The 12,828-nt window shown below is 64.5% G+C and carries 10 protein-coding genes; 4 read left to right on the forward strand and 6 right to left on the reverse strand.

All coding sequences use genetic code 11. The annotated features are described in order from the left end of the window. Positions 1 to 107 precede the first annotated feature (107 nt). The 4 genes from AUR_RS05085 to AUR_RS05100 are packed head-to-tail and all read left to right on the forward strand — an operon-like array spanning position 108 to position 6,401. A complete protein-coding gene (locus AUR_RS05085) occupies positions 108 to 1,442 on the forward strand; it encodes an ABC transporter substrate-binding protein (protein WP_062097559.1) in 1,335 nt (444 codons plus the stop codon). Beyond that, complete coding sequence (locus AUR_RS05090) at positions 1,439 to 2,386, forward strand: carbohydrate ABC transporter permease (protein WP_062097561.1); 948 nt, start codon at positions 1,439 to 1,441, stop codon at positions 2,384 to 2,386. Before AUR_RS05085 ends, AUR_RS05090 begins: the two co-directional genes overlap by 4 nt. Then, positions 2,383 to 3,309 carry a carbohydrate ABC transporter permease gene (locus AUR_RS05095; RefSeq protein ID WP_021472339.1) on the forward strand — a complete coding sequence of 309 codons (927 nt, stop codon included), beginning with the start codon at positions 2,383 to 2,385 and terminating at the stop codon, positions 3,307 to 3,309. Before AUR_RS05090 ends, AUR_RS05095 begins: the two co-directional genes overlap by 4 nt. Continuing rightward, on the forward strand, positions 3,309 to 6,401 hold the full coding sequence (locus AUR_RS05100; RefSeq protein WP_062097562.1) for a glycoside hydrolase family 2 TIM barrel-domain containing protein: 3,093 nt from the start codon (positions 3,309 to 3,311) through the stop codon (positions 6,399 to 6,401). Before AUR_RS05095 ends, AUR_RS05100 begins: the two co-directional genes overlap by 1 nt. Before the next feature lie 57 nt (positions 6,402 to 6,458). On the opposite strand, the gene AUR_RS05105 is transcribed toward AUR_RS05100, so the two are convergent. The 6 genes from AUR_RS05105 to AUR_RS05130 all read right to left on the reverse strand — a co-directional run bounded on the left by AUR_RS05105 (position 6,459) and on the right by AUR_RS05130 (position 12,743). Further along, positions 6,459 to 7,796, reverse strand: a complete 1,338-nt coding sequence (locus AUR_RS05105; protein WP_062097564.1) for an MFS transporter — start codon at positions 7,794 to 7,796, stop codon at positions 6,459 to 6,461. After that, on the reverse strand, positions 7,793 to 8,326 hold the full coding sequence (locus AUR_RS05110; RefSeq protein WP_062097566.1) for a winged helix-turn-helix transcriptional regulator: 534 nt from the start codon (positions 8,324 to 8,326) through the stop codon (positions 7,793 to 7,795). Before AUR_RS05110 ends, AUR_RS05105 begins: the two co-directional genes overlap by 4 nt. 38 nt (positions 8,327 to 8,364) lie before the next feature. Beyond that, positions 8,365 to 9,654 carry a glycosyltransferase 87 family protein gene (locus AUR_RS05115; RefSeq protein ID WP_062097569.1) on the reverse strand — a complete coding sequence of 430 codons (1,290 nt, stop codon included), beginning with the start codon at positions 9,652 to 9,654 and terminating at the stop codon, positions 8,365 to 8,367. Positions 9,655 to 9,658: 4 nt separating this feature from the next. Further along, positions 9,659 to 10,828, reverse strand: coding sequence for a cystathionine gamma-synthase (locus AUR_RS05120; RefSeq protein WP_021472334.1), 1,170 nt, complete (start codon positions 10,826 to 10,828; stop codon positions 9,659 to 9,661). 69 nt (positions 10,829 to 10,897) lie between these two features. Further along, positions 10,898 to 12,283 (reverse strand): cystathionine beta-synthase, encoded by a 1,386-nt coding sequence (locus AUR_RS05125; protein ID WP_062099296.1) that lies wholly within the window; start codon positions 12,281 to 12,283, stop codon positions 10,898 to 10,900. A 67-nt stretch (positions 12,284 to 12,350) separates the two neighbouring features. Continuing rightward, on the reverse strand, positions 12,351 to 12,743 hold the full coding sequence (locus AUR_RS05130) for a VOC family protein (RefSeq protein WP_062097571.1): 393 nt from the start codon (positions 12,741 to 12,743) through the stop codon (positions 12,351 to 12,353). Positions 12,744 to 12,828: the final 85 nt, after the last annotated feature.

The following is a 12,828-nucleotide window of genomic DNA, read 5'->3' on the forward strand; positions in this document are numbered from 1 at the left end:
TCGAGTACATACTCGAAATTTGTGTTAGCGTGGTCACACTCGGCCGTCGGATGAGCTTCCTTGAACGCTCAACGGCCTCAGGAACCGACACAAAGAGGTGAAGGCACATGACCCTTCTCACGCGAAGACAACTGCTGGGCACCGGCCTCGGGGCTGCCGCCATGGGGCTGATGGCAGGCTGCGCTACCCCCGGCACACAGTCCGTCAACTCAGCGGCCACCATCCCGCCCGCGAACGGACCGGTGAAGCTCACCTACTGGGCCTGGCTCAAGGACTTTCAGAAGGTCGCGGACATTTGGAATGCGCAGAACCGCGGGATACAGGTGGAGGTGGTCTGGATTCCCGGCGGAAACTCGGGTGGATACCAAAAGCTGTACTCAGCGCTTGCCGCAGGCGGCGGCCCCGACTTGGCGCAGGTGGAACTGCGGTCCATTCCTGAGTTCCTCCTGGTGAACGGACTCGTGGATCTGTCCCGCTATGGCGCGCAGGACCACGCGCATCTTTACGACAAGACCCTCTGGAACCAGGTCAGCTATGCCGGCGGCGTCTACGGCATTCCCCAGGACTCCGGCCCCATGGCCTTGTTCTACCAGCCTGCTGTGCTGGAAGCCGCCGGCGGGGCCCTGCCAAGAAGCTGGGACGACTGGGCAGGGATCGGCAAGGAGCTCCGGGCCAAGGATGTCTACATTGACTGCTTCCCGATCAGCGACGCCTCACCGTTCGCTTCCTGTGCAGCACAGGCCGGGGCCGTCTGGCTGCGGCCGGAAACAGACGGCTGGGTCATCAACATGACCGATGAGGCCACCCTCAACACTGCCCGCTTTTTCGACAGGGCCATCGACGACGACATCGTCAACACGGCCTACGGCGCCTTTTCGCCGGCATGGTTTGCCGCGGCAGCCAAAGGAAACATCGCCTCCACAGTCACCGGAAGCTGGGGAGACGCCCTCATTGAGGGGGTCAGCGGAGCGTCCGGAAAATGGCGGGTGGCCCCCATGCCCACATGGGGCGGCGACGGATACGGGTCGAGCTACCTCGGGGGTTCCACGGCGGCAGTCCTGGCCAACAGCAAGCACCCCAAGGAAGCCCTTGAATTCGCGGTATGGCTCACCACGTCCAAAGAAGGAATCGACGCCGAGATCAAGAACAGCGGCATCGGGTGGTCACCGAACCCGGAGTTCATCGGAACTGATCGACAAAAGCCTTCGGCCTTCTTCGGCGGCCAGCGGTACAACGAGGAAGTCTTCGTACCGGCCACCCGGCAGCAGAACACCGAATGGTCCTGGTGGCCGGTCACCCAGCAGTCCTTCAACATCCTCAGCGACGGATTCCGCGAGAAGGCGTTCGGAACCAGCCTGGTGGATTCAGTAGTTGCCGCCGAACAGCAGATCATCACGGTCTTCAAGAACAAAGGCCTCACCATCCGGAAGGAAGCGGCATGACGACCACCCGTACTGCCCCCACAGCCGAACGCAGAGGGACAGACAGGTCCCGGAACGGTCGGAACGGCGCGGCGGCCAGGGCACCTTGGCTCCTCCTGGCTCCCTTCCTGGCTCTCTTTGCCCTGACTTTCGTACTGCCCATCCTGGCCGCCATCGGCTCAAGCTTTACCAAGGTCACCCGCAGCGGCCTCTTCGGCGAAGCCGGTGTCACCAGCGGGTTCGCAGGGTTCTCGAACTATGCCCTGGCATTGGGCGATGGCGCTTTCATAGCCTCAATTGGCCGCATGCTGCTCTTCGGCGTCGTCCAGGTGCCGGTGATGATCGTCCTCTGCACCTTCCTGGCTTTGCTGCTCGAATCCGCGTCAGCCCGCTGGCCCGGTTTCTTCCGCGCGGCCTACTTCCTGCCCTATGGCGTTCCCGGCGTCATTGCCACCATCCTCTGGTCCTTCCTCTACGTCCCGGGACTCAGCCCCCTGTTCGATGCCGCAAAGCTCGTTGGCATAACCCCGGATTTCCTCGGTGCCAACAGCGTCCTGTGGTCCATCGCAAACATCGTCACCTGGAGCTACACCGGGTACAACATGCTGATCATCGTGGCCCAATTGAAGGCGATCCCCGGTGAGCTCTACGAGGCGGCAAAAGTGGACGGTGCTTCCAGTTGGCGGGTCGCGCGGAGCATCCAGCTTCCCCTGATCCGCCCCGCACTGGTCCTGACCACCGTTTTTTCCATCATCGGTACCCTCCAGCTGTTCGCCGAGGCCCAAATCCTGAAAACAGTCGCGCCGGCAATTGACAGCCAATACACACCCAACTTGAGCGCCTACACCACCGCGTTCGCCTACAACGACTACAACGTCGCCGCAGCGCAGTCCGTCATCATCGCAGTCGCGGCCTTTACCTTGTCCTTCGCCTTCCTCGCATTCACGAACAGGAAGTCCTCATGACCACAGCAACCACCAGCAAAACACCGTCGGCACCGCCACGGCAGGCGGCCAAGCAGCCGGCGACCGGCACAGACCGCACGGCAGGCCGCCGTCGTTCCTCCACCATCATCGTCACGGCGATCCTGGTAGTGGCCGCCCTGTACTTCCTGATCCCCGTGTACTGGGTGTTCGTAGCGTCCACCAAGTCCACCGCAGACCTCTTCTCCACCAACGGATTCTGGTTCGCCCCCACCTTCGCGCTGACCGAAAACCTCTTCAAAGTCCTCAGCTATGACGGCGGAATCTTTGGCCGGTGGTTCCTGAACTCGGCCATCTACGCCGGAGTGGGCGCGCTCCTGGCCACCTACTTCGCCGCGGCGGGCGGCTACGCCCTGGCCAAGTACCAATTCCGCGGGCGGAACCTGGTGTTCGGCACCATCCTTGGCGGAGTCCTGGTACCCGGAACGGCGACTGCCCTGCCGCTGTTCCTGCTCTTCAGCCAAATGGGCCTGGCCAACACGTACTGGAGTGTCCTGCTGCCCTCCCTGGTCTCACCGTTTGGCCTTTTCCTGTGCCGGATCTACGCCGAAGCCACCGTGGACACGGCACTGATCGAGGCGGCCAGGATCGATGGGGCAGGTGAGCTGCGGATCTTCCATACGATCGGCCTCAAAGTACTGACTCCGGCTTTGGTCACTGTCTTCCTGTTCCAGCTGGTAGGCATCTGGAACAACTACTTCCTGCCACTGGTCATGTTGTCCGATTCCGAGCTGTATCCCATCACGCTCGGCCTGAACAACTGGCTCAGCCAGGTGGACCGCCTGCCCGAATTCTACGAACTGACCACCGGCGGGGTGCTGCTGTCCATCATCCCGCTCAGCATCGCAATGGTTGTCCTGCAGCGCTTCTGGCGCGGCGGGCTGACAGAAGGAGCCGTCAAGTAATGACCCATTCCCCAGTAGCCGGCTACGTCACGGATACCGGCCCCGGATCCGGTCGTCGAGTGCCGGCCCGCTCGTGGCTGCATACCGACGCACCAACATTGCCACTGAACGGGCAGTGGCGTTTCCGCCTTCTGCCCGGGGCTCCGGGTACCCCGGGCGGCAGGGGTGTCCTTCCGCAGGGCGAGGACCAGGAAGGCGTAGCAGCCGAAGAGCTGGACGATTCAACGTGGGACAAGATCGCGGTTCCCGCGCACTGGGTCCTGGAAGGCGATGGCCGGTACGGACGGCCCATCTACACGAACGTGCAGTTCCCCTTCCCCATCGATCCGCCGTTCGTTCCTGACGCGAATCCCACAGGCGACTACCGGAGGTCCTTTGAGATCCCCGAGGACTGGAACGATGCCCAAAGCATTATCCTTCGCTTCGATGGCGTCGAGTCCCGCTACAAAGTGTGGATGAACGGGACGGAGATCGGTGTAGGCACCGGAAGCCGGCTTGCGCAGGAATTCGACGTCACCGAGGCGGTGCGCGCGGGGACCAACCTGATCGCCGTCCGGGTCCACCAGTGGTCGGCAGCAAGCTACGTGGAGGACCAGGACCAATGGTGGATGCCGGGCATTTTCCGGGATGTCACACTGCAGGCGAGGCCCCACGGCGGCATCGACGACGTCTGGCTCCGCACCGGTTACCGGGCGGACAGCGGGGGAACAATCGACCCGGAAATCGTCGCTGCCAGTGAGGCTTTCCCGATCCGCCTGAGCGTGCCTGAGCTGGACGTCGATGTCCTGTGGGACTCCCCGGCCGACGTCGCCCCTGTGGTGATCGCCGCCGTCGAACCCTGGTCGGCAGAGGTGCCGCGGCTCTATTCGGCCACCGTCAGCAGCGGGGCGGAGACGGTTTCCCTCCGTTTGGGTTTCCGCACGGTGGAGATCCGCGGCGACCGTTTCCTGGTCAACGGCCGCCGGGTGGTGTTCCACGGGGTGAACCGCCACGAGACCCATCCGGACAGGGGCCGGGTGTTCGATGAGGCGTTCGCCCGCGAGGACCTGGCCATGATGAAGCGGTTCAACGTCAACGCCATCCGTACCAGCCACTACCCGCCCCATCCGCGCCTCCTGGATCTTGCGGATGAGTTGGGTTTTTGGGTGGTCCTGGAGTGTGATCTTGAAACGCACGGCTTTGAAGCGCAGGGCTGGGCAGGTAATCCCAGTGACGATCCCGCGTGGCGCGAAGCCCTTGCGGACAGGATGGAGCGCACGGTTGAGCGGGACAAGAACCACGCCTCGATCATCATGTGGTCCTTGGGGAACGAGTCCGGCACCGGCTCCAACCTCGCAGCCATGTCCGCGTGGACCCATGCCCGGGACACCAGCCGGCCGGTCCACTATGAGGGTGACTACACCGGCGCTTACACGGACGTCTACTCGCGGATGTACTCATCCGTTCCGGAGACCGAATCCATTGGCCGGGACGACGCCGGGTCCCTGTTGCTGGGATGTTCCGCCGCCGAGTCCGCCGGCCAGCGCACCAAGCCTTTCATCCTGTGCGAATACGTCCACGCCATGGGCAACGGCCCCGGCGCGATCGACCAGTACGAGGACCTGGTGGACCGGTATCCGCGTTTGCACGGCGGCTTCGTCTGGGAGTGGCGGGATCATGGAATCCGCACCCGGGCAGCCGACGGAACGGAGTTTTTCGCCTACGGCGGCGATTTCGGCGAGGTGGTCCACGACGGCAACTTCGTGATGGACGGAATGGTCCTGTCCGATTCCACGCCCAGCCCGGGGCTCTTCGAGTACAAGCAGATTGTGGCTCCCCTCCGTTTGGGCTTCTCCCCGGAAAAGCACGACGGCGGCCCTGGCCGGGTCCTGACGCTCGCCAATGTGCGGCACTCGGCTGACGCGTCCGACGTCGTCATCCGATGGCGGTGTGAGACGGACGGCAAGCTGACCTCCTCGGGCGAGTTCGACGTTGTTTCCGCCACGGGCACCCCGCTGGCACCGGGCGAATCAGCACGCTTTGATCTTCCGGAACCTATCTCCGCGGGCGAGGGAGAACAGTGGTTCACGGCCGAGGTGGTACTGCGCAAGGACACCGAATGGGCCGAGGCCGGGCACGTCATCTCGGCTGCACAGGTGGAACTCGGCGGCACGTTCAAACGTCCGTCCACGCCGCGGCCCCTTCCGGCTGCTTCCCTCTCCGCGGCCGCCGCGGCCGGCAGCTTCTCCGTGGGTCCTGCCCGCTTTGACCATGGCAGCCTGGTTGAACTGGCCGGGCTGGCGGTCTCGGGACCCCGCCTTGAGCTGTGGCGCGCACCGACGGACAACGACGCCGGAGCGGGCCGGGGAAGCTACGACCTCGCAGACCCATGGTCCGGCAACGGCAACGGCGTCCCGGCCCCTTCGATGGAGGCCATGTGGCGTGCGGAAGGCCTGGATCGACTGGTAGGCAGGGTTGAATCCGTATCAGCGGGCAAGGACTGCGTCCAGGTCCGGACCAAGTATGCCGCGGCAAACAGTGCCCACTGGGTGTCCGTTGCCGAAGAGTGGCAACTGGCGGACGACGGTCTCTGGCTGCGCCTCGATATCGAGCCAAGTTCAGGGTGGGATCTGGTGTGGCCCAGGGTGGGAGTCCGGTTCGATCTGCCCGGAACCGTTGACGGTGCCGCCTGGTTCGGGGCAGGACCACGGGAGTCCTACCCTGACAGCCTCCATTCGGCTTTGGTGGGAAGTTACCGTGCGGGCATCGAGGAGTTGTCCGTCGCCTACGCCAAGCCCCAGGAAACAGGCCACCGCTCCGCGGTCCGGCGCCTGGAGCTGCAGCAGTCCGGCTCCCCGTGGCTGGAGCTGGAAGCAGTAGCCGATTCACGCGGCCGCCTGCCGGGCTTCACGTTGTCCCGGCACACGGCCCAGCAGGTCTCGGCAGCCGCCCACCCCCACGAGCTGCCGGCCGGCGAGGAAAGCTACCTCTACCTGGACGCCGCCCAGCACGGGCTCGGCTCGCGGGCCTGCGGACCTGATGTGTGGCCCGATTTCATGCTGCGGCCGGAGGCGAGGACGCTGGTCTTCCGCATCTCGGAGGCGTCCCGCTAGGCATTGCCGGGGCCGCCCTGCGTTCTTTGGAGAACGCAGGGCGGCCCCGCAGCCCGGTCATACAGCCGCGGGTTTTTTCCGCGCAGCATCCTTCCGGATCGTTGCGCTGATCACCGCCGCCACCGTGCACATCGCGGCAGCTCCCAGCCAGGCGTAGTTGTAATGCCCGGTGGCATCCCGGATGTAGCCGGCCAGCAGTGCCGCCACTGCTGCGCCCAGTTGGTGCGCGGCGAACACCCAACCGAACACCACGGAACCGTCCGCCCCGAACACCTGCCGGCAGATGGCCGCCGTCGGGGGCACGGTGGCCACCCAGTCAAGGCCGTAGACCACCACGAAGATGATCATGCTCGGCTCAACCGTTGAGCCCAGCAGGAGCGGCAGCACCAGCAGCCCGATCCCCCGGAACTGGTAGTAGACGGCCAACAGGACCCGCGGGTTGAAACGGTCTGTCAGCCACCCCGACGCGATGGTTCCCACGATGTCGAAGATTCCGACGACGGCCAACAGGCCTGCCGCTGTGGTTTCGGGCATCCCGTGGTCGTGCGCCGACGGAATGAAGTGCGTTCCAATCAAGCCGTTGGTGGTTGCTCCGCAGATGGCGAAGCCGGCAGCCAACGCCCAGAACGTGCGGACTTTGCTGGCCCGCTTGAGGACCTGGAGCGCACGGACGGCAGCATTCGGCGAGTCCACCGGGACCGCAGCGCTCGCCGCGGGGGCGGGGACCGGCGTCGTACTTTCTGCGGACTCTTGCTCAGCCCCGTAAGGCAACACCCCGACGTCGGCGGGTGAGTTCCGCAGCCACTGCAGTACCAGCGGCACCACCGCCAGCGCACCTGCGGCAATCAGCAGCGAGGCCCCGCGCCACCCGGGGTCCTGCGCAAGCAAGGCAATGAAGGGCAGGAAGACCAACTGCCCGGCGGCACTGCCCGCAGTCAGGATGCCGATCACCAGGCCCCGGCTCTTGGCAAACCACGTATTGGCGATGGTGGCGGCAAAGACGAGCGCCATGGATCCCGTGCCCAGGCCGATCAGCAGGCCCCAGGTGAGGAGGATCTGCCAGGACTGGTTCACGAAGACCGTCAGCGCCGAGCCCAATCCAATGAGGCACAGCGCTATCGCCGTGACTTTGCGGATTCCGAAGCGTTCCATGAGCGCGGCTGCGAAGGGCGCGGTCAGGCCAAAGAGCACCAGGTTGATGCTCACGGCCAGGGACAGGACCGTGGTGGACCAGCCGAACTCCTGCTGCAGCGGCACCATCAGCACCCCGGGCGCAGCCCGGAAGCCCGCCGCCCCCACTAAGGCAAGGAACGCAACCGCGGCGACGATCCACGCGGGGTGCAGGCGGCGGCGCCTGCCGGTAGGAACGGTCTTGGTGGTGTCGGGAGCGGTCATGCTTGGATCTCTTTCACGTCTTCAGGGGCCGCTTTCGCGTTGTCGGGGGCGACGGCGAGGGATACCGGGCCGTCGCTGCGCTTAAGGCTGTGCCAGCTGGTGTTGGCCGCTGTGAGGCGGGCGCCGCACTGGGTGCATGTGTCGGCTGAGGAGGTCGGTTCGCCGCAGTCGGTGTGGATGACGCGCATGTGCGAGACCTCGTCCGGGGCATCCATATGCTTCTCGGCCCAGATGATGATCGCGTTCAGGACCGGGAGGGTGTCCTCGCCTTTGGGCGTGAGCACGTACTCCTGCCTGGTCCGGTTGCCGTCCTTGTAGGGGCGCTGGGCAAGGATTCCGGCCTCCACGAACGAGGCCAGCCGCTTGCTGAGGACGTTGTCCGCTACTTCGAGGCGTTTCTTGATGGCGTCGTACCGGCCGTTTCCGAAGAAGACCTCGCGCAGGACCAGGCTTCCCCAAGGATCGCCGAGCACATCGAGGCCGCGGGCAAGGCTACAGGACCGGGCTGACCAGTCAGAACGCAATGGCATGAGCAGAAATGTAGCTGACTTTTCTAAAGAAAGCTAGGCTACTGCTTTCCGACGGCGGGAGCAGCCGCGTTCTTCAGTCCCGCCCGGGCAGGATGGTAGGCGAAAGCCCAGTAGACCAGCATCGCGATCCCGCAGACCACGCCGAGGCTGGAGACCATCAACTGCCACTGCGTTTGCGGATCCTTGCCCCATTCGGCAGCGCCGGCCCAGACCGCCAAGTTCTTGGGCGTCATGTAGAAGGCGATCGTGGAGAAGACCACAATGACCCAGCCGGCGATCCTCATGCGACCACTCCTTGACGGGACCCTGTGCATGGCGAAGGCCATGCTCGGCAGCGCCACGGCAACCCAAACCCAGTGGTGCGACCAGGAAACAGGGCTGATCAGGAGCATGAGGATGGCGGTGGTGGAGACGGCAATGAAGTTCTCCTCCACGTCCACTGCCCACTTGATGATCAAGGCAGCGAGGACGGTCAGTGCCAGGGAGAGCGCCAGCCACACAAGGCTGGTCATGGACGAGTCCGGCATGCCGAAGTGAAGGAGGAGGCCCTTCAAGGAGAGGTTGTCCACATAACCCGGTCCCCCGATCCGCCCGGTGTCAGGCAGGATCTTGGTCCAGAAGGCCACTGACGCCTGCGGCAGGATGGCCCACGCGAAGGCGATCGAGCCGAAGAACCCGGCTGCCATCCAGGCCAGCGCCTTGAAATCCCTCCGCACCAGAAAGTAGAGCCCGAACGCCAGGGGCGTGAGCTTCACACCCGCAGCCATGCCGATCAACAAGCCGGCCGGCCACCGGATCAGACCTGCCCTTGCTTTTCCGTGCAAGGCGAAGTCGGTAAGGATGACTCCCATCAGGACGATGTTGATCTGTCCGAAGACGAACGTGTCCCGCCAAGGACCCAGCAGCAGGATGGCTCCTGTTCCCAGCAACGCAGTGGTCCGGAACCGGTAGTCCGCGAACGCCACCCGCCATGAAGTGAGGCCGAAGAAGTAGTGCCGGGCCAGCCATGCTGCCACAATCGCCGCCCCCAGCAATGCCGCCAGGATGAAGACGAGGCTGCCACCGAAGAAGCCCACAGCGGCCAGACCCGTGAATAACAGGGCGGCGAACGGCGGATAGGTGAACGGCAGGCCGTCGCGGACTGCGTAGAGATCGCCGCCCTCAAGAACCTTGCCGCCGCCGTAGTAATAGACCTCGAAGTCATTCAGGAACGGCTCGTAATCGGTGTAGAGGAACCATATGGCGACGGCCAGCGTGAAAGCGGCTGCGCTGGTGAGGATCCAGCCGCGCCGCGTTGAGGAGACCACGGGTTTTGTTGTTGCGGACACGACCCTAGCCGTTGCTGATCTTGGCGAAGGCTTGTTCAAGGTCGGCAATCAGGTCCTCGGCATCCTCGATGCCGCAGGACAGACGCAGGAGGTTCACCGGTACTGCCAGTTCCGTGCCCTTCACTGAGGCGTGGGTCATCTCCGACGGGTAGTTCATGAGGGATTCGATGCCGCCCAGGGATTCGGCCAGAGTGAAGACGGACGTTGATTCAGCCACCTTGCGCGCAGCTGCCTCACCGCCCTTGAACTGCACGGAAACCATGCCGCCGAACTTCTTCATCTGCTTGGCTGCGAGGTCATGGCCCGGGTGGTCCGGGAGCCCCGGGTACAGCACAGCCTCCACCTCGGGACGCTGCAGCAACCACTCGGCCACAGCCTGCCCGTTCTCGCTGTGGCGGTCCATGCGGACACCCAGGGTCTTGAGCCCGCGCGTCGTCAGGAAAGCATCCATCGGCCCGGAGACCGCACCCACAGCAAACTGGATGAAGCCGATCTTCTCCGCCAGGTCAGCATCCTTCACCACGATTGCACCGCCGACGACGTCGGAGTGGCCACCGATGTACTTGGTGGTGGAATGGACCACGACGTCGGCCCCCAGGGCCAGCGGCGTCTGCAAGTAGGGAGACGCGAAGGTGTTGTCCACTACCAGGAGGGCCCCGGCGTCGTGGGCTACCTCGGCGAGCGCCGCGATGTCGGTGATCTTCATCATCGGGTTGGACGGCGTTTCCACCCACACGATGCGCGTCTTGTTCGCGGCCACGGCGCGGGCTACGGCGTCGAGGTCCGACATATCCACGGGGGTGTTGCCGATCCCCCAGTCGCCGAGCACCCGGTTGATGAGCCGGTACGTCCCGCCGTAGGCATCATTGCCCAGCACGATGTGGTCGCCCGGACGGGCGATGGCGCGGATCAGCGAATCTTCGGCGGCGAGTCCCGAGCCGAAGGAGAAAGCGGCAGTTCCGCCTTCAAGGGCGGCCAGCTGCTCCTGCAGCGCGTCGCGGGTGGGGTTGCCGCCGCGACCGTACTCGTAACCGGAGCGCAGGCCGCCGATGCCGTCCTGGGCGTAGGTGGTGCTGAAGTGCAGCGGCGGCACCACGGCGCCGGTGCGTGGCTCGAATTCCTGCCCGGCGTGGACGGCACGGGTATTGAAACCTGCAGTGTTGTTGGCAGACATGGAAGCTCCTTTGTCAGTGCTGGGATCGGCGTCAGTGCTGGGGATCGGCGTCAGTGCTGGGGATCGGCGCTAGTTGCTCAGGTAGGCCAGGAGGTCGTGGCGGGTGAGGATTCCCACCGGAGCCCCGACGAACGTCACCATCACGGTGTCGACGTCGGACAGCAGCTCGCGCGCGGCGGAAATGGTTTCGAGGGATCCGATGACGGGCAGCCGATCGCCCATGTGCTCGGAGATCTTGTCCGTGAGTTTGGCCTCGCCGCGGAACAGCTTGCTGGTGAGGCTGCGTTCATCCACGGCACCCAGCACTTCGCCCATCACAACGGGTGGTTCCTGTGACAGGACCGGGATATGGGAGACACCAAACTCGTTCATGATGTTGATGACGTCGCGGACGGTCTCGTTCGGGTGGATATGGACCAGGTCCGGCATTTCCCCCGTCTTTGACTTGAGGACTTCGCCCACCGAGGCTTCTTCGCCGCCGGACAGGAAGCCGTAGGAGCGCATCCACTGGTCATTGAAGATCTTGGCCAGGTAGCCGCGCCCGGAGTCGGGAAGGATGACCACTACGACGGCGGATTCGTCCAGGTCCTTGGCTGCCTGCAGCGCCGCCACCACCGCCATGCCGGAGGAACCGCCCACAAGGAGGCCCTCCTCACGGGCCAGGCGCCGGGTCATGGCGAACGAGTCGGCGTCGGAGACGGCAATGACCTCGTCCGGTACGGAACGGTCGTAGTTGTCCGGCCACATGTCCTCGCCAACGCCTTCGACGAAGTACGGACGGCCGGTCCCGCCGGAGTAGACCGAGCCTTCCGGGTCCGCCCCGATGACCTTGACCGGGCCGCCGTCGGACTCCGGACGCTCTGCCGACACCTCCTTGAGGTACCGCCCGGTGCCGGTGATGGTGCCGCCGGTTCCTGCACCGATGACCACGTGGGTCACGCGGCCGTCGGTGTCCCGCCAGATTTCCGGGCCGGTGGATTCAAAATGGCTTCCTGGCGCGGCCGGGTTGGAGAACTGGTCCGGCTTGAAAGCGCCCGGGATCTCCCGCACCAGACGGTCGGACACACCGTAGTAGCTCTGCGGGCTGTCAGGGGCGACGGCGGTTGGCGTCACCACTACCTCGGCGCCATAGGCCTGGAGAACGGCACGCTTGTCCTCGCCCACCTTGTCCGGGACGACGAAGATGCATTTGTAGCCCTTCTGCTGGGCTACCAGCGCAAGGCCCACACCGGTGTTCCCGGACGTCGGTTCCACGATGGTGCCGCCCGGCTTCAACCGGCCGTCCTTCTCGGCATCCTCAATCATCTTCACGGCGATGCGGTCCTTGATGGAGCCGCCCGGGTTGATGTATTCAAGCTTCACCAGGACGGTGGCTTTGATGCCTTCCACCACGTGGTTGAGCTTGATGAGGGGCGTATTGCCGATGAGGTCCAACACGGACTGGGCGTACTTCATAGGTACAAAGTTACCGTCTGCCCGCTGCACCACCGGACCGGGCAACGCGCCCATGGAGCCTCCGCGGTCAGCTTCCGGCTGACGCGTCCGTCTGCCACACCCCCAGGATGTTGCCCTCGGTGTCTTTGAAGTATGCGTAGTACCCCATTCCGGGCACGGCGTCTTTGCCTTGGACCACGGAACCGCCGGACTGCTCCACGTGAGCCAGCGCGGCGTCGATGTCATCAACGTCGATGGTAAGAATGGGGTTCTTCAGGGTGTCGGTGCGCGAAAACAGCGCTCCGTTGATGACGCCGGACTCCTTGGGTGCCCCTGTCTGTTCGTCTGACTCGGCAGTAAGGGCGATGGTGTAGTCCATCCCCTGCATGGGGCTCAGGTTCCAGCCGAAAGCACTCGCATAGAACGAGTTCGCCCGTTCCCTGTCCTCCGTGGGAATCTCAAAATGCACAACTCCACCCATGGTCCGCGCTCCTTTGACTTTTCAGGATTTGGGGCGCGGCCCACCCGCGCCACATCACGGAGTCTAGCCTCGGAGGACAACGGCC

The organism is Paenarthrobacter ureafaciens (assembly GCF_004028095.1).
Classification (GTDB): domain Bacteria; phylum Actinomycetota; class Actinomycetes; order Actinomycetales; family Micrococcaceae; genus Arthrobacter; species Arthrobacter ureafaciens.